This window comes from Agrobacterium sp. MCAB5, assembly GCF_052114365.1.
GTDB lineage: Bacteria > Pseudomonadota > Alphaproteobacteria > Rhizobiales > Rhizobiaceae > Agrobacterium > Agrobacterium tumefaciens.
The window spans coordinates 13321-32803 of the sequence record NZ_JBFREP010000011.1 but is presented as its reverse complement, the minus strand read 5'-3'; the positions used below and the strand labels follow the sequence as shown (position 1 = coordinate 32803).

At 59.4% G+C, this 19483-nt stretch carries 21 protein-coding genes; 18 read left to right on the top strand and 3 right to left on the bottom strand.

Going from position 1 to position 19483, the window contains the following annotated elements; all coding sequences use genetic code 11:
• Positions 1-55: 55 nt before the first annotated feature.
• The 14 genes from AB4Z23_RS21510 to arsH all read left to right on the top strand — a co-directional run bounded on the left by AB4Z23_RS21510 (position 56) and on the right by arsH (position 13781).
• A complete protein-coding gene (locus tag AB4Z23_RS21510) occupies positions 56-1108 on the top strand; it encodes a Gfo/Idh/MocA family protein (protein WP_013761993.1) in 1053 nt (350 codons plus the stop codon).
• Positions 1101-2117, top strand: coding sequence for a Gfo/Idh/MocA family protein (locus AB4Z23_RS21505; protein WP_019566602.1), 1017 nt, complete (start codon positions 1101-1103; stop codon positions 2115-2117). Before AB4Z23_RS21510 ends, AB4Z23_RS21505 begins: the two co-directional genes overlap by 8 nt.
• On the top strand, positions 2114-3187 hold the full coding sequence (locus AB4Z23_RS21500) for a Gfo/Idh/MocA family protein (RefSeq protein WP_035199839.1): 1074 nt from the start codon (positions 2114-2116) through the stop codon (positions 3185-3187). The genes AB4Z23_RS21505 and AB4Z23_RS21500 overlap by 4 nt, the downstream gene beginning before the upstream one ends.
• Positions 3188-3209: 22 nt before the next feature.
• Positions 3210-4478, top strand: coding sequence for an ABC transporter substrate-binding protein (locus tag AB4Z23_RS21495; protein WP_019566604.1), 1269 nt, complete (start codon positions 3210-3212; stop codon positions 4476-4478).
• Positions 4479-4535: 57 nt separating this feature from the next.
• Positions 4536-5504, top strand: coding sequence for a carbohydrate ABC transporter permease (locus tag AB4Z23_RS21490; RefSeq protein ID WP_003518048.1), 969 nt, complete (start codon positions 4536-4538; stop codon positions 5502-5504).
• Positions 5497-6540 (top strand): carbohydrate ABC transporter permease, encoded by a 1044-nt coding sequence (locus AB4Z23_RS21485; RefSeq protein WP_003518047.1) that lies wholly within the window; start codon positions 5497-5499, stop codon positions 6538-6540. Before AB4Z23_RS21490 ends, AB4Z23_RS21485 begins: the two co-directional genes overlap by 8 nt.
• Before the next feature lie 23 nt (positions 6541-6563).
• On the top strand, positions 6564-7643 hold the full coding sequence (locus AB4Z23_RS21480; protein ID WP_035199838.1) for an ABC transporter ATP-binding protein: 1080 nt from the start codon (positions 6564-6566) through the stop codon (positions 7641-7643).
• 38 nt (positions 7644-7681) lie between these two features.
• Positions 7682-9406 carry an L-arabinonate dehydratase gene (gene araD, locus AB4Z23_RS21475; protein WP_019566605.1) on the top strand — a complete coding sequence of 575 codons (1725 nt, stop codon included), beginning with the start codon at positions 7682-7684 and terminating at the stop codon, positions 9404-9406.
• A gap of 16 nt (positions 9407-9422) precedes the next feature.
• Positions 9423-10220 carry an NAD-dependent epimerase/dehydratase family protein gene (locus tag AB4Z23_RS21470; RefSeq protein WP_013761986.1) on the top strand — a complete coding sequence of 266 codons (798 nt, stop codon included), beginning with the start codon at positions 9423-9425 and terminating at the stop codon, positions 10218-10220.
• A 34-nt stretch (positions 10221-10254) separates the two neighbouring features.
• Positions 10255-10974, top strand: coding sequence for a ribonuclease activity regulator RraA (locus tag AB4Z23_RS21465; protein WP_003518042.1), 720 nt, complete (start codon positions 10255-10257; stop codon positions 10972-10974).
• A gap of 261 nt (positions 10975-11235) precedes the next feature.
• On the top strand, positions 11236-11592 hold the full coding sequence (locus AB4Z23_RS21460) for an ArsR/SmtB family transcription factor (protein WP_003518041.1): 357 nt from the start codon (positions 11236-11238) through the stop codon (positions 11590-11592).
• Positions 11592-12650, top strand: a complete 1059-nt coding sequence (gene arsB / locus AB4Z23_RS21455; protein WP_441360754.1) for an ACR3 family arsenite efflux transporter — start codon at positions 11592-11594, stop codon at positions 12648-12650. The genes AB4Z23_RS21460 and arsB overlap by 1 nt, the downstream gene beginning before the upstream one ends.
• Before the next feature lie 2 nt (positions 12651-12652).
• On the top strand, positions 12653-13078 hold the full coding sequence (arsC, locus tag AB4Z23_RS21450; RefSeq protein WP_003518039.1) for an arsenate reductase (glutaredoxin): 426 nt from the start codon (positions 12653-12655) through the stop codon (positions 13076-13078).
• Entirely contained in the window at positions 13053-13781 is a 729-nt protein-coding gene (arsH, locus tag AB4Z23_RS21445; protein WP_035199836.1) for an arsenical resistance protein ArsH, read from the top strand. Before arsC ends, arsH begins: the two co-directional genes overlap by 26 nt.
• Positions 13782-13785: 4 nt before the next feature.
• Here the strand turns inward: arsH and arsK are convergent, their stop codons facing one another.
• From arsK to AB4Z23_RS21430, 3 genes are all read right to left on the bottom strand, one after another.
• Positions 13786-14997 carry an arsenite efflux MFS transporter ArsK gene (gene arsK, locus AB4Z23_RS21440; RefSeq protein WP_111802064.1) on the bottom strand — a complete coding sequence of 404 codons (1212 nt, stop codon included), beginning with the start codon at positions 14995-14997 and terminating at the stop codon, positions 13786-13788.
• Positions 14984-15355, bottom strand: coding sequence for an ArsR/SmtB family transcription factor (locus AB4Z23_RS21435; RefSeq protein ID WP_013761980.1), 372 nt, complete (start codon positions 15353-15355; stop codon positions 14984-14986). The genes arsK and AB4Z23_RS21435 overlap by 14 nt, the downstream gene beginning before the upstream one ends.
• Before the next feature lie 141 nt (positions 15356-15496).
• Positions 15497-16420, bottom strand: a complete 924-nt coding sequence (locus AB4Z23_RS21430) for a LysR family transcriptional regulator (protein WP_003518035.1) — start codon at positions 16418-16420, stop codon at positions 15497-15499.
• Between the two features lie 112 nt (positions 16421-16532).
• Here AB4Z23_RS21430 and AB4Z23_RS21425 point away from each other — a divergent pair, with 112 nt between their 5' ends.
• The 4 genes from AB4Z23_RS21425 to AB4Z23_RS21410 are packed head-to-tail and all read left to right on the top strand — an operon-like array spanning position 16533 to position 19476.
• Positions 16533-17375, top strand: coding sequence for a transporter substrate-binding domain-containing protein (locus AB4Z23_RS21425; protein ID WP_035199834.1), 843 nt, complete (start codon positions 16533-16535; stop codon positions 17373-17375).
• Positions 17376-17394: 19 nt separating this feature from the next.
• Positions 17395-18045 carry an amino acid ABC transporter permease gene (locus AB4Z23_RS21420; RefSeq protein ID WP_035199833.1) on the top strand — a complete coding sequence of 217 codons (651 nt, stop codon included), beginning with the start codon at positions 17395-17397 and terminating at the stop codon, positions 18043-18045.
• Entirely contained in the window at positions 18042-18692 is a 651-nt protein-coding gene (locus AB4Z23_RS21415; RefSeq protein ID WP_035199832.1) for an amino acid ABC transporter permease, read from the top strand. Before AB4Z23_RS21420 ends, AB4Z23_RS21415 begins: the two co-directional genes overlap by 4 nt.
• Before the next feature lies 1 nt (position 18693).
• Positions 18694-19476, top strand: a complete 783-nt coding sequence (locus tag AB4Z23_RS21410) for an amino acid ABC transporter ATP-binding protein (RefSeq protein WP_003518027.1) — start codon at positions 18694-18696, stop codon at positions 19474-19476.
• The last annotated feature ends 7 nt before the right edge of the window (positions 19477-19483 follow it).

The following is a 19483-nucleotide window of genomic DNA, read 5'->3' as shown; positions in this document are numbered from 1 at the left end:
TTGACAACCGGCATACCGGTATGCAATTGAATGGCCATGGGAAGGAGGCTCCCGAATGCAAAATATCAAGACCTGCGTCATCGTTGGTGCCGGAATGGTAGCGAAGACGCATGTGCTTGCCTGTGCGGCAAGCCCTGAAAAAATCCGCCTGAAAGCGATTGTCGACGGTGGCTCCGGCCGCGCGAAAGCGCTGGCTGCCGAAGCGGCAAAACACACTGGTCACCACGTTGCCGTATACGCGTCAATCGAGGAAGCCGCGCGTGACGGCGATGTCGATTTCGCCATCATCGCAACGCCGCCCAATGCCCGCGCCGATATCGTCGGTCCGCTTGCAAAAGCCGGCAAACACATTCTTCTCGAAAAGCCTGTCGCCCGCAACACGCGGGAAGCGGCCGATCTGGTAGCGCTCTGCCGCGATGCGGGTGTAACGCTCGGTATCATTTTCCAGCACCGCATGCGCGCCGCATCGCAAAAGGCACGCGAACTGGTCGCATCCGGCACGCTCGGCGAACTAGGCCTTTGCGAGATTTCGGTGCCGTGGTGGCGTACCCAGGCCTATTATGATGAGCCGGGACGCGGCACGCTTGCGCGTGACGGCGGCGGCGTTCTGATATCGCAGGCAATCCACACGATCGATCTGGCCCTGAGCCTTGCAGGCCCTGTTGCCCGCGTGCAGGCCATGGCGGCAACGACGCGTTTTCACAAGATGGAAACCGAGGATTACGTATCGGCCGGCCTTCGTTTCAAAAACGGCGCCGTCGGCTCGCTCGTCGCGAGCACCGCAAGCTTTCCCGGTGCGCCTGAATCCATTCTTCTCCATTTCGACAAGGCAAGCCTGCGGCTCGCATCCGGCCTGCTGCATGTCGACTGGCGCGACGGCCGCCAGGAAACCTTCGGTGGTGCCGCTTCCGGCACCGGCGGCGGCGCCGATCCCATGGCTTTCACGCATGAATGGCACCAGGGCGTTTTCGACGATTTCGTCGACGCCATTTCTTCAGGGCGTCCGCCGGTCGTCACCGGTGAAGCAGCTCTTTTGTCTCACAGACTGATCGACGCGATCATCAACTCAGCCGAAACCGGCAAGGAAGTGGAACTGCAGGATGAGTAAACCAATCAAGTTCGTGGCTCTCGGCATAGAGCACAGGCACATTTTCGGCATGGCGCAGAACATGCTGGATGCCGGTGCGCAATTCGCGGGCTGGTGGACGCAAGGCGAGCCGGACGTGGTCGAAGGTTTCGTAAAGCGCTTCCCGGACGTGCCGCGTGCTGCCTCCAAGGAGGATTTGCTGGCTGACCAAACCATCGATCTCGTCATCATTGCCGACATTCCGTCCAAGCGTGCCGATCTTGCCATCGCTGCCATGGAAGCGGGCAAGGACGTCATGTCCGACAAGCCGGGCTGCACCACGTTCGACCAGCTTGAGCGCCTGCGCCAGACCGTTGCCAAGACCAAAAGAATCTGGACCGTCGATTTTTCCGAGCGCTTCGAAGTCCCGAGCGTCACGAAAGCCGCCGAGCTGGTTGCACAGGGTGCCATCGGCCGCGTCATCCAGACGGTTGGCCTTGGTCCGCACCGCCTGAACCGACAAATTCGCCCGACATGGTTCTTCGAACGCGAGGCCTATGGCGGCATTCTCACCGATATTGCCAGCCACCAGATCGACCAGTTCATGTTCTTTACCGGCTCCACCGAGGTTGAGATCGTATCTGCCACCGTTGCCAATTACGCCAATCCGGGCGATCCGGGCCTGCAGGATTTCGGCGAAGTCGTGCTGCGCGGCGACAAGGGCCATGGGTATATCCGCGTCGACTGGTACACACCCGATGCACTGCCGACATGGGGTGATGGCCGCCTGACGATCCTCGGTACCGAAGGTTACATCGAACTGCGCAAATACGTTGATGTCGGCAACACCGAGGGCACAGACCGTCTGATCCTCGTCAATGGCGACCGTTGCGAATATATCGACGCATCCGGTGCCGGCCTGCCCTACTTCGCCCGTGTATGCGACGATATCCGCAACCGCACGGAAACTGCCATGACGCAGGAACACGTCTTCAAGGTTTGTGACCTCTCGCTTCAGGCGCAGGCCAAGGCTGAAGGAACCGCAGCATGATCGGCGTCGCCATTATCGGCGCCGGTATCGGCGCACAGCATCTCACCGGTTATCTGGCGCTGCCGGAACGTTTCACCGTCAAGGCGATCTGCGATCTTGATGTGGAGCGGGCACGGGCGGTGGCTGGCGAAAATTCTTCCATCCGCATCACGGCGGATCTCGAAGAAGTCCTCGCCGATGAAAGCATTTCGCTCATAGACGTCTGCCTGCCGCCGCATCTGCATTTCCCCGTAATGCTGAAGGCCCACGCGGCCGGCAAGGACGTGGTCTGCGAAAAGCCGCTGGTGCGTTCGCTGGAGGAAGCAAATGCGCTGATGGACTCTGTCAAGAAGACCGGACGGCGCGTCTTTCCGGTTTTCCAGTATCGTTTTGGTCCCGCCCTACGGCAGCTGCGCGCCCTCATCGACGCCGGACTTGCTGGCAAAGCCTATGTGGCAAGCTCGGAAGTTCACTGGAACCGTGGCGCGAGCTACTACGACATTCCCTGGCGCGGCACCTGGAAGGGTGAATGTGGCGGCGCGATCCTCGGTCACGCCATCCATGCCCACGACCTTCTGTGCCATGTCCTCGGTCCGGTCGATGAAGTCTTCGCCATGGCCGACACCCGGGTGAACAGGATCGAGACGGAAGACTGCGCCGCCATCAGCTTCCGCATGAAGAGCGGCGCGCTCGCCACCAGCTCGGTCACGCTTGGTGCAGCCGACGACACGTCCCGTCTGCGGTTCTGCTTCGAAGGCTTCACGGCCGAAAGCGGAACGCTGCCCTATCGTCCGGCGGAAGATAAATGGCACTTTACGGCGCGGGCGCCGACCACGCAGGACCAGATCGACGCCGTACTCGCAACGGTGGAAGATGGCGAAAACGGCTTTACCGGTTTTGTCGAGGCGATTGCCAATGCGATGGAGGGTCGCGCGGGCAAGGAAGTGACGATTACGGACGGCTTGCAGTCCATCGAACTCGTAACCGCAATCTACACATCGGTACAGGAAGGCACGGCCGTTCGCCTGCCGCTGACCGCTGACAATGAGCGGCTCAAGGGTTGGGCTCCGCGCGCGTCCGCCACGGCATAATCATCTAAAGGGAGGAAACCAGATGAGCAGAAAATACAGCCTGGCGTTTGCCTTGGCCCTCGGGACGGCATCTTTTGCCGGTGCCGCTGAGGCACAGGAGGTTCGCTTCACCTGCGCCTATGACGGCAACGGCTGCGAAGTCCTGAAGGACATCCTGTCGCGTTACGAAAAACAGCATCCTGACGTCAAGATCGTTACGGATATCGTGCCCTACAAGGCGCTTCTCGAAGGCCTGCCGGTGCAGCTCGCCGGCGGCAGCGGCCCGGATTTCGCAACCGTCACTGATCTTGGCGGCCTCAATCGCTATTATCTCGACCTGACGCCCTATGTGGATGCAAAGTACTGGCAGGACAATTTCGGCGATGTGCTGAAATGGTATCGTAGCGGCCCCGACGACAAGGGCATCTATGGTATGCAGACGCAGCTTACCATTACCGGCGCCTTCATCAACCGCACCTTGTTCGATCAGGCGAAAGTCGCCGTTCCCGGCAAGGATGCGACTTTTGACGACTGGGCGAAGGCCGCAAATGAAGTGGCCAAAGCCACCGGCTCGCCATACCCCATGGCGATCGACCGCTCCGGTCACCGTATCGCCGGTCCGGCTATTTCCTACGGTGCGAAACTTTTCGACGCCGACGGCAAGCCGATCCTGGTCGACGAGGGCTTCACCACTTTCGTGAAGAAATTCGTCGAGTGGAACAAGGACGGCACCATGGCGCGTGACGTCTGGGCCGGCCAGGGTGGCAACACCTACCGCGATGCGGCGCAGGAATTCATCAACGGTCAGCTCGTCTATTATTATTCCGGCAGCTGGCAGACAGCGCGCTTCGACAGTCAGGTCGGCGATGCTTTCGACTGGGAAGTCGTGTCGCAGCCATGCGGACCGGCCGCATGCACCGGCATGCCGGGCGGAACGGGTATCGTGGGCTTCAAACAGACCAAGAACCCCAAGATCGTCGCGGATATTCTGAACTTCCTTGCGCAGGACGAAAATTACCTCGATTTCACCGTCCGTACCCGCAACGTCCCGGCTCACAAGGCCGTCGGCGCAAAGCCTATCGACTACACCGGCGCAACCCCGGCGACCCAGAAGGCCATGAACGCGTGGCTGGATCAGGTCCCCGGTATCAGCCCCATCGCCTACGCCTATCAGGGCTACAAGAACAACCGCGCGATGTTCAACATTTCCGTCCAGCGCGTCACGCAGGCGATTGTTGGCGAAAGCTCGGTTGACGACGCCATGACACGTGCGAAGGCCGATCTTGAGGAAGCGTTGAAACAGGCGAAGTGATCCATCGCCTTCCGGCGCGGCCTTGCCGCGCCGCGCCGGATCGAAGGAGGACCATCAATGTACAGACTTCTTGCGCCCGTCATGGGCATCATAGAGCTGCCTTTCGCCCTCTTGCAGAAAATGCTCGGGCATCGGCGCATCGCATGGGTGTTTCTGACACCCAATCTCCTGTTGTTTGCGGTCTTCGCGTTTTTGCCGATCGTTCTTAACATGGCTTATTCAGTGACCGGCAGCGAGCATATCCTGCTGTCGGAACGCCCCTCCGTGGGCGGCGAAAACTTCTCGGTCCTTCTCTCGTGCCAGAACTATTTCGATCCCAATTCCTGTCAGCGCGATCTTTTCTGGCGCTCCGTCTGGAACACGCTTTTCTTCGTCGTGCTGCAGGTCGGGTTCATGGTGGGCTTCTCGCTGATTACGGCGGTCGTGCTCAACCGTGACATCAGGGCACGCGGTTTCTTCCGCGCCGTCTTCTTCTTTCCCGTGCTGCTTTCACCGGTGGTCGTGGCGCTGATATGGAAGTGGATATTGCAGCGTTTCGGCGTCCTGAACGCTGCGCTCGATTCCCTCGGTATCGGTTCGGTGGACTGGCTGCTGGAGGCCAACCTTGCCTTTGGATGGTCGGTATTCCTGTCCGTCTGGGCGCATATGGGCTTCTACACGCTCATCCTGCTTGCCGGCCTTCAGGCCATTCCGCGTGACGTCTATGAGGCGGCACAGCTGGACAAGGCAAGCCCGTGGCGGATTTTCCGACGGATCACAATGCCGCTTCTCGCCCCGACCATGCTGGTGGTTCTCGTATTGTCCCTCATCAAGGGCGTACAGACCTTCGATGAAGTCTTCGCATTTACCGGCGGTGGGCCGGGTTCGGCGACGACCTTCATCATTCAATTCATCTATCAGACTGGTTTTGCCGGAACACCCCGCAACTTCGGACTGGCCGCGGCCGCTTCGCTGCTGCTTGCCGTGGTTCTCGTGGTGCTGACTGCCCTGCAATTCCGGGCCAACAGGAGCAAAGTCGATGGCTAGGATTGGCGCATTTCTAACCCGCACACGCGGCAGAAACGGCAAATTGCACTGGACCGACTGGCTGTCCTACGCCTATCTCGGCGTTGCCGTTTTGATGATGTTCGGACCCGTTCTCTGGCTCGTTCTCTCCTCCTTCAAGACGGAAGCCGACCTCCAGCGGTTTCCGCCGCGCCTGCTTCCCTATGCGCAGGAAACGGTGGTGATTGACGGTCAGGCCGCACCTTTGCCGGCCTTTGTCGACAAGGAAGGCCGCAAGCTCGGCATGATCAGGCGCGTCGGGCTCGTCGCCCAGGTGGTGGATCCGGCAAAGCCCGGCGAAGTCATGAAGATGCCGTTCAACGAGCTGCGCCCGGCCGAGAAGGTTGCACTGGCGACGGAGAACTACACCGAGCTTTTCCAGCGCTTCAACTTTCCGCTTTATTTCTGGAACTCGACCTTCATCACCGTGACGTCGACCGTCATCATGCTGATCGTGAACTCCATGGCGGCCTTTGCACTGTCGAAATACAGCTTCAAGGGCAGAGGCGTGGTTCTGGCACTCGTCGTCGGAACGTTGATGATCCCGCAGACCGTCGTGCTCGTTCCGCTTTTTCTCATCACCAGCCAGCTCGGCATGATCAACAGCCTGTGGGGTGTGATCATTCCAGGAGCGGCCACACCGACAGGGGTATTTCTGCTGCGCCAATACATGCTGACCATCCCGGATGAAATCCTCGATGCGGCACGCATGGACAAGGCCAGCGAATGGAAAATCTACTGGCGCATCATCCTGCCGCTGTCTGCACCGGCGCTCGCGGTATTGGCCATCCTCGCCATCATGTGGCGTTGGAACGACTTCCTGTGGCCGCTTATCGTGCTGACGCGTAACGACAATTTCACCCTGCAACTGGCGCTCAACTCCTTCCAGGGCGAAATGACGACAGAGTGGAGCAATCTGCTGGCCATGACGGTGCTGACATTGGCGCCAATCGCGCTGGTCTTCATGTTCCTGCAAAAATATATCGCCACCGGCATCGCATCGACCGGCGGAAAATGATCCTCAAGGGAGGGAATGACACAATGGCAAGTATAGAGCTTCGTCAGGTCAAAAAAACATATGGCGCCCTCGACGTCATCAAGGGTATCGATCTCGATATCAAGCACGGCGAGTTCTGTGTTTTCGTCGGCCCGTCCGGTTGCGGAAAGTCGACGCTGCTGCGCATGATCTCCGGTCTTGAAGAGCTGAGCGGCGGCGATATCGTCATCGGCGGCGATGTGGTGAACGCGGTTCCGGCTGCCGATCGCGGGCTTGCCATGGTGTTCCAGTCCTATGCGCTCTACCCGCATATGACGGTTCGGGAAAACCTGTCCTTCGGCCTGGAAAATATCGGCACGCCGAAAAAAGACATCGTCGAGAAGGTCTCACAGGTGTCCAAGATGCTGCAGATCGACCAGCTGCTTGAGCGGCGGCCGAAGGACCTGTCGGGCGGCCAGCGACAGCGCGTCGCGATCGGTCGCGCTGTCGTGCGCGAACCGCGGGTTTTCCTGTTTGACGAGCCGCTGTCGAACCTCGATGCGGAACTGCGCGTGGATATGCGCGGCGAGATTTCCAGCCTGCATCGGCGTCTTGGCAATACCATGATCTATGTGACCCACGATCAGGTGGAGGCCATGACGATGGCCGACAAGATTGCCGTGCTGCGCGCCGGAAAGCTCGAGCAGTTCGGCGTTCCCCTCGATCTTTATAATCGCCCCGCAAACCTTTTCGTAGCAGGCTTCATCGGTTCGCCGAAGATGAACTTCTTCGCCGGCGAAGTAGTAGCAGAAGGTCAGCCGTCCCTTAAAATCGCGACCGGCGAATTGATCCCGTTGCCGCAGAGCGGCTTTTCCTACGCATCCGGCCAGAAGGTCACGCTCGGCATTCGCCCCAACCATGTGCAGCCCACACCGGACGGTGCGGTGACCATGTCCGTGCGAACGGCAGAGCAGCTCGGCGGGGAATCCTATCTCTATGGCAACCTCGGTGACGGCAGCCACGTCACCCTGCATCTTGAGGGGCAGACATCGACATCGGCTGGCGAAGTCATCCGCATGTCGGCGCCCCTCCAACATATCCACCTCTTCGATACGAAAAGCGGGCTGACGCTGAAGCAGGACTAAGCCTCCGTCGCCACGCCCCGTAAAGCAGGACCTTTGACATGACCGACAAAAAACTCCGTTCCTCCCGCTGGTTCGCGCCTGACGATCTGCGCAGTTTCGGCCACCGCTCACGCATGATGCAGCTTGGCTATTCGGAGGAGGATTTTGCCGGCAAGCCCGTCATCGGCATTCTCAACACCTGGTCGGAGCTGAATACCTGTCACTCGCATTTTCCCGAACGTGTGAAGGATGTGAAGCGCGGCGTTCTACAGGCAGGTGGCTTCCCGGTCGAGATGCCCTCGCTTTCGGTCGATGAGAGTTTCACCAAGCCGACCTCCATGCTCTATCGCAACATGCTCGCCATGGAGACGGAGGAAATGATCCGTTCGCATCCGCTGGATGGCGTGGTGCTGATGGGTGGTTGCGACAAGACCACCCCCGGCCTCGTCATGGGAGCGATCTCGGCCGGCGTGCCGATGATCTATCTTCCGGCCGGGCCGATGCTGCGCGGCAACTATGCCGGCAAGGTGCTGGGCTCCGGCTCCGATGCCTGGAAATACTGGGACGAGCGCCGGGCCGGTAACGTGACCGATGAAGAATGGCGCGGCGTGCAGGGCGGCATTGCCCGCTCCGCCGGCGTCTGCATGACCATGGGTACGGCATCGACCATGACGGCAATCACCGATGCGCTCGGTCTCACTTTGCCCGGCGCTTCCTCCATCCCGGCGGTGGACGCCGAACACCAGCGCATGTCGGCAGGCTGTGGCCGTCGCATTGTGGAAATGGTGGCCGAGGAGCTGACCCCGGATCGTATTCTTACTGCGGCCGCGTTTCGGAATGCGGCCATCGTTGCCATGGCGACCGGTTGTTCCACCAATGCCGTCGTGCATCTGATTGCCATGGCGCGCCGCGCCGGTGTACCGATGACGCTGGACGAGCTGGACGAACTCGGCCGCGTGACGCCGCTTATCGCCAATGTCCGCCCCTCCGGCAAAGATTACCTGATGGAGGATTTTTATTATGCGGGCGGTCTGCGAGCCCTGATGAAGCAGATCGAAAGCCGTCTGGACTGTTCCGTGCTCACCGTTACCGGCCGCAGCATGGGCGAAAACCTCGAAGGCGCGCGGGTCTATAATGACGACGTCATCCGCTCGCTGGATAACCCTGTTTACGCTGAAGGATCGCTTGCCGTTCTACGCGGCAATCTCTGCCCGGATGGTGCTGTGATCAAGCCCGCCGCCTGCGATCCGAAACTCCATTTCCATGAAGGTCCGGCGCTGGTCTTCGATAGCTACCCCGAGATGAAGGCGGCAATCGACGATGAAAATCTGGATGTGACGCCCGATCACGTTCTGGTTCTGCGTAATGCGGGCCCGCTTGGCGGCCCAGGCTTTCCCGAATGGGGCATGTTGCCCATCCCCAAGGCGCTGATCAAGAAGGGTCACCGCGATATGGTGCGCATCTCCGATGCCCGCATGTCCGGCACCTCCTATGGCGCCTGCGTTCTTCATGTCGCGCCGGAAAGCTTCGTCGGCGGGCCGCTTGCCCTGCTGAAGACCGGCGATATCGTGCGGCTCGATCTGCCCCAGCGCCGTCTCGACATGCTGGTCAGCGAAGAGGAGATCGCCCAGCGTCGGGCCGCATGGCAGGCGCCGCCGCCGCGTTACGAGCGTGGTTATGGCTACATCTTCTCGAAACACGTTACCCAGGCGGATGCCGGATGCGATTTCGATTTCCTGCAGACGGATTTCGGCCGCACCGCTGGCGAACCCGACATATTCTGAGACGGGAGYGCGCAAAATGATGAAACGTTTGCTGATTACGGGCGCCGGCGGCAAGCTGGGCAGCATGTTGCGCGGCAGGCTCGGCCACCTCGCGGAGATCATCCGCCTTTCGGATGTGGTTGATATGGGTGCGGCGGCAGCGAATGAAGAGATCATCCGCTGCTCTCTGGAGGACGGTGGCGCCGTCCATGCGCTGGTGAAGGATTGCGACGGCATCGTCCATCTCGGCGGCATCTCCGTCGAAAAGGCTTACGATCCCATCGAGGCCGCCAATCTGCGCGGTGTCTATAATCTTTACGAGGCAGCAAGGCTTGCTGGCATGCCACGCATCCTGTTTGCCTCCAGCAACCACACCATCGGATATTATCCGCAGGGTGAGCAGCTATCGCCGCAGACGCCGTTTTTGCCGGATGGCCTTTACGGCGTCTCGAAGATTTTCGGCGAGGCAATGGCGAGCCTCTACCATTCCAAATTCGGACAGGAAACGGCCATCGTCCGCATCGGCTCCTGCGAAGAGAAGCCCACCAACTGGCGCATGTTATCCACCTGGCTCAGCCATGACGATCTGGTCTCCCTGGTAGAGTGCGTATTTCACGCGCCAAAACTCGGTTGCCCGGTCATCTGGGGCGTCTCTGCCAATGACGACAGCTGGTGGGATAATTCCCACGTCGATTTTCTCGGCTGGCAGCGGCGGGATAATGCCGCACGCTTCCGGGCCGATATCGAACGGGATGTCCCTCGCCCTGATCCGGATGCCGCAATCGCGAAATACCAGGGCGGCGTTTTCATAGACGAACCGATCCACAAAAACTGATGTGCAGACACTCACGCTATTCGAGGAGAATAAGATGAATACAGAAACCAGGGAAAAATTGATGACGGTTTCCGTCGCCACCCTCGCAACCGCACTCTACAAGCGCGGCCTGCGCAACCAGGTCATTCAGGGTGTGCACCCGCTTGGCCACAAGGGCGCGAACATGGTTGGGCCCGCTTTCACGCTGCGTTACATGCCCGCCCGCGAAGACCGCAACCAGCTGGTGGAATTCCGCAACCCCGCACATCCCCAGCGCGTCGCCATTGAGACCTGCCCGCCCGGCCACGTACTGGTCATGGACAGCCGCAAAGACCCGAGCGCCGCATCTGCTGGTGATATTCTCATCACCCGCCTGATGGTGCGCGGTGCTGCCGGCGTCGTTACGGATGGCGGTTTCCGCGATGCTGCGACGATTGCGGAGCTGGATATTCCAGCCTACCACACCCGACCATCCAGCCCTACCAATCTCACCAAACACGAAGCAATTGAAATCAACGGACCGATCGGCTGCGGCGATGCCCCGATTTTCCCCGGGGATATCATTGTCGGTGATGCGGATTGCGTCATCGTCATCCCCGCCGGAATTGCCGACGAAATCGCGACAGAAGCGGTGGAAATGACCGCTTACGAGGATTTCGTGGTCGAACAGGTGAAGGGCGGCGCAACCATCATCGGTCTTTATCCCTGCACGAAGGACGAACACCAGAAAGCTTTCGCCGTATGGCGCGAACAGAGAGACCGTTCGGGCGCGTGAGCCGAACAGAACGCTTGCCGGTTTCGTCCGCAATGCCTTGAAGCAAGCCTGCATGGGTAGCGTCCCACTCATGCAGGCGGACTCGCATGTACAATAATACCAAGTCGCCGAAGCGACTGGGCCGACGACTTTTTCGCACTAAAAACCGGCCCGAAATGGGTTTCTGTCGATAGTCGTAAAATKATCCCCTGGAGTTTGTGGTGTTTGGTAACACCCGCAAAAACACATTGACTATGCCTATATTTCCATTAATCTGGATATATGGAACAAGAACAAGCTATTCTCGCTTTGGCGGCGCTTGCCCAGCCAACCCGTCTCGAAACTTTTCGGCTTCTTGTGCGGCACGCACCGGAAGGCTTGCCGGCGGGTGACATCGCGCGCGCGCTGGTGGTGCCCCAAAACACCATGTCCGCGCATCTGAATGTTCTGTCACGCGCGGGCCTCGTATCATCGCAACGCCAGAGCAGAATCATCATGTATCGCGCGCAGATAGAACAGCTTCGCGACATGACGCTGTTTCTCCTGAAAGATTGTTGTGGTGGATCGGCAGAGCTTTGCGCTCCGCTGATCGCCGAGTTGACGCCCTGCTGCACTCCACACGCGGGAAAGTCCGCCTGATGTCCACATTTGAACGTTACCTAACCGTCTGGGTGTTTCTGTGCATCATCGTCGGTGTCGCCCTCGGCCATTTGCTGCCCGGCGTCTTCCAGCTCATTGGCGCGGCCGAGATTGCCAAGGTGAATATCCCGGTCGCAATCCTGATCTGGCTGATGATCATTCCGATGCTTCTGAAGATCGATTTCCGCTCTCTCACGCAGGTCGGCACCTACTGGCGGGGTATCGGCGTCACGCTGTTCATCAACTGGGCCGTCAAGCCGTTCTCGATGGCGTTGCTGGGCTGGCTCTTCATCGGCTGGCTGTTCCGCCCCTATCTTCCCGCTGACCAGATCGACTCCTATATTGCGGGACTGATCATTCTTGCCGCAGCGCCCTGCACTGCCATGGTCTTTGTGTGGTCTAACCTGACACGCGGCGAACCACTATTCACGCTCTCGCAGGTCGCACTCAACGATGCGATCATGGTCATCGCCTTTGCTCCCATTGTCGGCCTTTTGCTTGGCCTGTCCGCAATCACCGTTCCATGGGACACGCTCGTCCTCTCCGTTGCCSTCTATATCGTCGTGCCCGTCTTCCTCGCGCAGTTCATCCGGCACCGGCTCATGGCGGACGGAACGTCACGGATGCTCGATCGCATTCTCGCAAGGCTGCAGCCGATTTCGCTGCTAGCGCTGCTTGCAACACTGGTTCTTCTCTTCGCCTTCCAGGGCGAGCAGATTATCGCCCAACCGGCCGTTATTGGCTTGCTTGCAATCCCCATCCTTATCCAGGTCTATCTGAACTCCGGGCTCGCCTATCTTCTGAACCGGATGAGCGGCGAACGGCACTGCATTGCCGGTCCGTCGGCACTGATCGGTGCAAGCAATTTCTTCGAACTCGCAGTTGCGGCCGCTATCAGCCTGTTCGGTTTTCAATCAGGCGCAGCACTGGCAACCGTTGTCGGTGTCCTCATCGAGGTTCCGGTCATGCTCTCGGTCGTCTGGATCGTGAACCGCTCGAAGGATTGGTACGAGGCGGCCCCAGCCGTTTCCCGAAACACAATTACCGAAAGGCAATGAGCATGGACGTCACCATCTATCACAACCCGGATTGCGGCACTTCGCGCAACACCCTCGCACTCATTGAGCACGCCGGTATTCAACCCACTGTGATCGAGTATCTGAAAACCCCGCCGAGCCGCGAGCAACTCGTCAAGATGATCGCCGACGCCGGGCTGACCGTCCGCGAGGCGATCCGCGAGAAGGGCACGCCCTATACGGTGCTTGGGCTTGGATATCCTGAACTGACCGATGACCAGTTGATCGATGCCATGCTCGAGACGCCAATCCTGATCAACCGACCATTCGTCATCACCCCGATGGGTACGCGGTTGTCGCGCCCCTCGGAAGTGGTTCTGGATATACTTCCGGCAGACGCATTCAAGGGGCCGTTTACCAAAGAAGACGGCGAACAGGTCCTCGATGATGAAGGAAAGCGCATTGCCTGACACATTCCCCGCACTTGAGGGCCAGCACCTGCACGCGATTGATCTCGATGCTCTGCGTCCGGCCTTTTCGACACATAAGCCCCGCATTCTGATCCTCTACGGTTCGCTACGCGAGGTATCCTACAGTCGTTTGCTTGCCTTCGAAGCAGGGCGGCTGCTCGAACGGCTTGGATGCGAAGTTCGGATATTCGATCCGAAGGGCCTGCCTTTGCCCGACGAAGCACCGGTGAGCCACCCGAAGGTGCAGGAATTGCGTGAGCTCTCGCAATGGTCGGAAGGGCAGGTTTGGGTAAGCCCCGAGCGCCACGGCGCGATGACCGGCATCATGAAGTCGCAGATCGACTGGATTCCTCTCTCACTCGGATCTGTTCGCCCGACACAGGGCAAGACGCTCGCCGTCATGGAGGTTTCCGGCGGCAGCCAGTCCTTCAATGCCGTGAACCAGATGCGTATCCTCGGGCGATGGATGCGGATGATCACCATCCCCAACCAATCGTCGGTCGCAAGGGCGTATCAGGAGTTCGATGCTAGCGGACGGATGAAGCCGTCTCCCTATTACGACCGGGTGGTAGATGTCTGCGAGGAGCTGGTGAAGTTCACCATCATGACCCGCGATGCCTCGGCCTATTTGACCGACCGCTACAGCGAGCGGAAGGAAGAAGCGGTCGAGTTGGAGAAGCGGGTCTCCCTGAAATCGATCTGACGACCTAGGTTGTTGCGGTGGCTGGCCGCCGACAGGATGCTGCCACCGCAACGAATGCCGTGATGCTGACCGCGCCGAGACATGCGTTTCCAATGAGTGACAGGCTCAGGCCAAAGTTTTCCATGGACGCCGCGAACGCGAAGGGTGCCCCGGCTCCGAGCGCCAGTCGAGCTGCCGCCATCTTGCCCGTGATCGCGCCATACCCTTCCGATCCGAACAGATAGAGTGGCAGGCTGCCCTGCGCGATGCTGTTGATGCCTGACCCAAGCCCGAGGCAGATTGCGAACGCGACTGCCCCCGGTAGCCAGTCTCGCGTTGCCAGCAAGATCAGGATGCCGAACACGATCAGCACCGCCGACAGGACGGCGAGCGCTGGCGGCGACAGGTTCTTTCCGAAGACCATGTTGATCAGGCGGCTTGCGACCTGTGCCGGACCGAACAGAGATCCTATAACTACTGCCGCGCCACCTAGCCCGATGGAACCGAGCATCGGCACCATGTGCGCGAGGATCGCGGCAAGCGAAAATCCGAGAAGCGCGAAGGCGAACGACACCATGATCATGCTTCGGCGGCGCGCATCGTGGGGGATTGCTCCGATTATGGCTTCGCGAGGGACGGCCGCATCCGCATTCGGTCCGGTCTTGCCGACGCGCATGATCCAGACGTGTAGAGGCATGCAAAGGAACAGATTCAGCGCTGCAAAGACCAGATAGATCTCACGCCACGACATCCATTCGGAAAGCGCGGCCGAGATCGGCCAGAAGATCGTCGATGCGAACCCACCGATCAGCGTGAGGTAGGTGATGCTCCTGGATGCGGTTCTGGGATCGCTTTCGACCAGCGTCGCGAATGCGGCCTGATACTGCACCATTCCGGACGATACCTCGAGCAGGATGATGGCAACGGCGAAGATTGCGACTGACGGTGACCAGGCACAGAGCGACAGCATCAAGGCCGCAAGGCCTGAGCCGACCGTCATCACCGTGGCGGCTCCGATCCTATCCATCTGCCTGCCGATATAGGTTGCCGACAGACCTCCGATGAAAAGCGACACCGAGAAGACGCCAAATACCTCCGCCAATGTCAGGTCGAGGTCTTCCGCCATGCCGGGGGCAAGAATACTGAAACTGTAATAGAGAGTGCCGTAACCGATGATCTGCGTGAGGCCAAGCGCTGAGACGATGCCAGCAGGTACTTTCGAATTATGCAACGACATTGCCCCCATCGGAGGAAGTGCCGGCCGGACTGGCGCATCCATCGCTTCGCTCGACATTCTCCAGAATCGCCGGATGTTCGGCACAACAGTCTTCTACCAGGAATTTCACAAGCTCGGCCAAAGTGTCGTAGCTGGCGCTGTAAAGGATAGACCTCGATATTCGTCGTTGCGAGACCAGGCCAGACCGCTCCAGTTCCTTGAGATGAAACGACACGTTCGTCGCCGAGACGCCCATGCGCTCGGCGATTGCACCGGCGGCCAGTCCGTCAGGACCGGCAACGACAAGTGCTCGAACGATCGCGAGGCGCGTCTCCTGAGAGAGGGCAGCAAATGCCGAAAGAGCCTGATGCTGATCCATACTTCAATAATCCTTGAATTATTGAAGTATGGATAGCGAACGGCGATGCCATCGGCAAGGCAATTTCTTCCCGAGATCACACTTGCCCCTCTGGAACATACGTAGGCGTTCGCGGCGACGGGGCTATGAGCGGCGTATGCTCTACGCCTTGCGCGCGTTCTTGTGAAACGCCTCTGATGCGAAACCGGCGAGTTCGCGAATGAAGAAATCGAGCACCGTCGAAGGCTTTTCAGCGGACCGCGTGGCAATAACGAAGGTGGACTGGATACGGGTCTTTGCTGCCATCAACGGCCGGAAAATTCCTTTCTGGACCCAATCATCTGCATAATGATCAGGCAGATACCCAACATAGTGGCCGGACATCACGAACATCGCCTGCGCCTCCATGTTGGAGGCCGAAGCGCGCGCCCGTGCCTGCGGAAAATATTGCAGCTCACGCATATTGGCATAGGGCCGCACGACAAAATCGAAGGATTCGATGCGCTCGACGGAAAGTTCGGCATCGGGAAGATGAAAGAGCTGGTGTCCCTTCGCGCAATACAGTGAATGCGCCTCTTCCCTGAAGCGCGAAAGCTTCAGGCCCTGATACGGCAGCGTTTCCGGTAAAAGTGCGATGTCCAGGCCGCCATTGGCAATTTCCGACAACAGGGCGTCCGGCGTGTCGATCACCAGCTCGATACGTGCTTCCGGCGCCTTTTCGCTGATGCGGGCGATGATGCGGTGAATGGGCAGGTCGTGATCGGTAATCGTGTTGTCCACAAGTCCCAGTCGCAACGTACCGGTAATACGGTTCTTGAGCGTACCGATATCGCTTTCGAAGGCGTTCAGCGCCAGGAACAGCACTTTCGAACGCTCATGCACGAGCGCGCCGCGATCCGTCAATTCAAAACCGGATCGCCCTCGCCGACACAGCTTGAAACCGAGCCTGTCTTCCAGCGCCTTGATATGGAAACTGACAGCGGACTGGCTCAGCCCGAGCGTGATTTGCGCGCCGAGAAAACTCTTGTGCTCCACGACGGCGCGGAAGACGGCGAGAGAACGAAGGTCGGATTGCGCGAGCTGCATGGGAACCGTTACATCAATTTTACAAATATAAACTTCATCAGTTTCCTATTTTTCTGGAATAATGTCCATGGTTTCCTCCTCCCCAATGACAAACCAATAAGGGAACGAAACCATGCAAAACCTGCTCACTCTGAAATCTCTCACGCTCTGCGCAGCCTTCGCCGTCAGCCTCGGCGCATCCGCCCATGCCGCCGATCTTCTGGAAAAGATCAAGGCCGATAAGGTTTTCACTGTCGCAACCGAGGCCCGGTTTGCGCCGTTCGAATTTGTCGAAGACGGCAAGATCGTCGGTTATTCCGCTGACATCATGCAAGAAGTCATGAAAGCCTTGCCGGGCGTTGAGCTGAAGCGTCTCGATCTGCCCTGGCAGGGCATCCTGCCAGGCCTTGCCGCCAGCCGCTTCGATTATGTCGTGACCTCGGTCACCGTGACGCCGGAACGCATGAAGGCCTACAAGCTCTCAGCACCCGTCGCCGATGCGACGATGGCAATCCTGAAACGCAAGGGCGATGCCGAGATCTCCAAGCCGGAAGATATCGCGGGTAAGCCCGTCGGCTCGCAGGCGGGCTCCGCGCAGCTCAAGGCGCTTGAGACGTTTTCCGCCGAACTGAAGGCCGCCGGCAAGGATGCCACGACGGTCTCCAGCTACACGGATTTCTCGGAAGCTTATGCCGACCTCGGTGCCGGGCGCCTGCGCGCCGTCGTCAACTCGCTTCCAAACCTTCTGGAAGCTGCACGCCAGCGGCCGGATGCTTTTGAAGTCGTTCTGCCGACCTTCGGACCGAAGACCTATTTCTCATGGGCGGGCCGCAACGATACTGACAGTGCGACGCTAAATGCCTTCATGGACAGTGAATTGGCAAAGCTCAATGCATCCGGCAAACTGGCGGAATTCCAGAAGAAATGGTTCGGCGCGCAGATGGAGCTTCCCGCCACTCTGCCGGCGACTGAGTGACCGGCAGGTCGAACCGGTCATGGACAAGATATCTTTTGCCATCTGGCCGGTTCTTGTGGACGGCCTCTTCACCACGCTGACCGTCAGCCTTTCGGCGCTTCTTCTGGGAGCGCCGCTGGCCCTTCTCCTCGCGGCCTGCGGTCGCAGCGGCCGCCTGCCCCGCCTGGCATCCGGTCTCTACATCTCCTTCTGGCGAGGCACGCCCATTCTAGTCCAGCTGCTGATCGTCTTCTACGTCCTGCCACTTCTGGGGCTGGATCTGACGCCGGTTGCTGCCGCAACTTTGGCGCTGGCGCTAAACACAGCCGCCTTCCAGTCGGAGATATACAGGGCAGGCCTGCAATCCATTCCAAAGGGAGAACGGGAAGCCGCCGCCATGCTCGGCCTTTCCGCAGGTCGTACATTCCTGCACATTGAAGTGCCTCAGGCCTTCAGAACCATGTTGCCGGCACTTGTCGGCGAGATACAGGCTCTCGTGAAGAACTCCTCACTCGTTTCGGTCATCGCCGTCACCGACTTGACGCGCCGTGCTCAGCAATATGCGGCCACCACCTTCCGGCCACTCGACGCCTATCTCTCGGCTCTCCTGCTTTATGTCGCGGTTGGAGCGCTGCTTGCGGGAATAGGCCTCCTTGTCGAACGCCACCTGACAAAGGGAGCGACGCGATGATTTCCGGCTTCCTGAACGATATTCCTCTCTATGCGGCCGGGTTGTTCACAACACTGACAGTTTCCATTGCGGGTATCGCGCTGGCCGTCATCATCGGTATCGTGCTGGCTGCGGCGCTACGGTCGCGGTACATGGCCATCTTCCTGCCGGTAAGGCTTTATGTGGAGTTTGCCCGCGGCGCGCCGCTCGCGCTGATCCTGTTTCTTTTCTATTATGGCGGCCCGCAATTGGGGTTGATCCTCAGCCCCTATGCCGCCGGCATCGTCGGTCTCGGCCTCTATGGCGCTGGCCCCTTTGCGGAGATTTTCCGCGCCGGTTTCAATGCCGTTCCAAGAGGCGAGATCGAAGCGGCGGGAATGCTGGGCATTACCTCCGGCGACACCTTTCTCCACATCCAGATGCCGCAGGCGCTGGCACTGACGCTGCCGGCTTCCGTCGGCCAGGCCATTAATCTTGTCAAGGAATCCGCCGTTCTGTCCGTCATCACGCTCAGCGAGCTGACCAAGGTCGCCGGTACGATCAGCTCGATCACCTTCGCGGTCGTAACCCCTTATCTCACCATTGCCCTGCTCTACTGGGCAATCGTCGAAATCCTGTCGCGGCTCGGCCTCTATCTCGAACGCCGCCTTTCCACCGAAGGCTCCTGACATGAGCGAACGAACAGTTGTTATTTCCGCGCGCGGCTTGGAGAAAAGGTTCGGTGACAAGACCGTTCTGAAAGGCATCGATCTCGACATTCATATGGGTGATGTCCTGTGCATCATCGGACCTTCGGGATCGGGCAAGAGCACGCTTCTGCGCTCGCTTGCATTTCTCGATCCCTATGACGCGGGTGATGTCGATGTCTTCGGCCGCCTGATCGGCTGGCGTGAAACCCCGCTTGGCCGCGAACGCGCCGGTCCGAAAGAACTGGCAGAGACGCGCCGCCCGCTTGGAATGGTCTTTCAGCACTTTCATCTGTGGCCGCATATGAGCGTCATCAAAAACGTGACATTGGCGCTCAGGCTCGTCCATGGTCTTCCCCAGGCCGAAGCGATAAAGCGCGGCCGCGCCATGCTGGATAAAGTCGGGCTTGCCGCTTTCGCTGACCGCCGACCCGACGGCCTGTCCGGTGGGCAGAAGCAACGCGTCGCCATCGCCCGCGCACTGGCGGTGAACCCCCGCGCCATGCTGTTCGACGAACCGACCTCGGCACTCGATCCCGAACTTGTCGGTGAAGTGCTTTCCGTCATGAAGACGCTCGCGGCGGAAGGAATGACCATGGTCATCGTCACGCACGAAATGGGTTTTGCCGCGCATGCGGCCAACCGTGTCGTCTTCATGGATGACGGCAAGATCGTTGAGGAAGGCGCGCCGCAGACGCTTTTCAGTAATCCGAAGAGCGAACGCCTTTCCCAATTTCTGCAAACCTGGCGCGAGCGCGCACTTTGATATCTGA

What these genes read in the sequence shown, in the direction of transcription:
- AB4Z23_RS21415 (WP_035199832.1), top strand. Translation starts at nt 18,042, where the DNA reads ATGATTTCCGGCTTCCTGAACGATATTCCTCTCTATGCGGCCGGGTTG.
- AB4Z23_RS21425 (WP_035199834.1), top strand. Translation starts at nt 16,533, where the DNA reads ATGCAAAACCTGCTCACTCTGAAATCTCTCACGCTCTGCGCAGCCTTC.
- AB4Z23_RS21500 (WP_035199839.1), top strand. Translation starts at nt 2,114, where the DNA reads ATGATCGGCGTCGCCATTATCGGCGCCGGTATCGGCGCACAGCATCTC.
- AB4Z23_RS21470 (WP_013761986.1), top strand. Translation starts at nt 9,423, where the DNA reads ATGATGAAACGTTTGCTGATTACGGGCGCCGGCGGCAAGCTGGGCAGC.
- AB4Z23_RS21465 (WP_003518042.1), top strand. Translation starts at nt 10,255, where the DNA reads ATGAATACAGAAACCAGGGAAAAATTGATGACGGTTTCCGTCGCCACC.
- AB4Z23_RS21505 (WP_019566602.1), top strand. Translation starts at nt 1,101, where the DNA reads ATGAGTAAACCAATCAAGTTCGTGGCTCTCGGCATAGAGCACAGGCAC.
- AB4Z23_RS21490 (WP_003518048.1), top strand. Translation starts at nt 4,536, where the DNA reads ATGTACAGACTTCTTGCGCCCGTCATGGGCATCATAGAGCTGCCTTTC.
- AB4Z23_RS21485 (WP_003518047.1), top strand. Translation starts at nt 5,497, where the DNA reads ATGGCTAGGATTGGCGCATTTCTAACCCGCACACGCGGCAGAAACGGC.
- arsK (WP_111802064.1), bottom strand. Translation starts at nt 14,997, where the DNA reads ATGTCGTTGCATAATTCGAAAGTACCTGCTGGCATCGTCTCAGCGCTT.
- AB4Z23_RS21510 (WP_013761993.1), top strand. Translation starts at nt 56, where the DNA reads ATGCAAAATATCAAGACCTGCGTCATCGTTGGTGCCGGAATGGTAGCG.
- AB4Z23_RS21410 (WP_003518027.1), top strand. Translation starts at nt 18,694, where the DNA reads ATGAGCGAACGAACAGTTGTTATTTCCGCGCGCGGCTTGGAGAAAAGG.
- AB4Z23_RS21460 (WP_003518041.1), top strand. Translation starts at nt 11,236, where the DNA reads ATGGAACAAGAACAAGCTATTCTCGCTTTGGCGGCGCTTGCCCAGCCA.
- AB4Z23_RS21435 (WP_013761980.1), bottom strand. Translation starts at nt 15,355, where the DNA reads ATGGATCAGCATCAGGCTCTTTCGGCATTTGCTGCCCTCTCTCAGGAG.
- arsC (WP_003518039.1), top strand. Translation starts at nt 12,653, where the DNA reads ATGGACGTCACCATCTATCACAACCCGGATTGCGGCACTTCGCGCAAC.
- AB4Z23_RS21430 (WP_003518035.1), bottom strand. Translation starts at nt 16,420, where the DNA reads ATGCAGCTCGCGCAATCCGACCTTCGTTCTCTCGCCGTCTTCCGCGCC.
- arsH (WP_035199836.1), top strand. Translation starts at nt 13,053, where the DNA reads ATGATGAAGGAAAGCGCATTGCCTGACACATTCCCCGCACTTGAGGGC.
- AB4Z23_RS21420 (WP_035199833.1), top strand. Translation starts at nt 17,395, where the DNA reads ATGGACAAGATATCTTTTGCCATCTGGCCGGTTCTTGTGGACGGCCTC.
- AB4Z23_RS21480 (WP_035199838.1), top strand. Translation starts at nt 6,564, where the DNA reads ATGGCAAGTATAGAGCTTCGTCAGGTCAAAAAAACATATGGCGCCCTC.
- AB4Z23_RS21495 (WP_019566604.1), top strand. Translation starts at nt 3,210, where the DNA reads ATGAGCAGAAAATACAGCCTGGCGTTTGCCTTGGCCCTCGGGACGGCA.
- araD (WP_019566605.1), top strand. Translation starts at nt 7,682, where the DNA reads ATGACCGACAAAAAACTCCGTTCCTCCCGCTGGTTCGCGCCTGACGAT.